Annotated in this window: 1 protein-coding gene; it reads right to left on the bottom strand. The window is 43.0% G+C overall.

Translation table 11 applies throughout. The features are described 5' to 3' along the window. Positions 1–230 (bottom strand): DUF2179 domain-containing protein (locus R0J87_RS25365; protein ID WP_498889782.1); only part of this gene is annotated, 230 nt, incomplete at both ends.

The following is a 230-nucleotide window of genomic DNA, read 5'->3' as shown; positions in this document are numbered from 1 at the left end:
ACCCAAAAGCCGCCGTGTATCGTTTTCGGTTCGTAAGCGATAATGAAGGCTTTGGGATCTATTTCTTGAATAGTTTTATATAATTTCAACTCCATCTTCCGCGGAGTCAAAATTTGCATGGCCTGCCTGCCGCCATCTCTTCCATTCGCATCCCAATCTGTTACACCGTAGCCTTTTTCACGCAATTTTCGGGGGAGATAATCACTTTCATCATTACTAATGACATTGAC

This window comes from Halomonas sp. SIMBA_159 (assembly GCF_046536035.1).
GTDB classification, from domain to species: domain Bacteria; phylum Pseudomonadota; class Gammaproteobacteria; order Pseudomonadales; family Halomonadaceae; genus Vreelandella; species Vreelandella venusta_A.
This window is presented reverse-complemented; position numbering and strand designations above follow the sequence as displayed.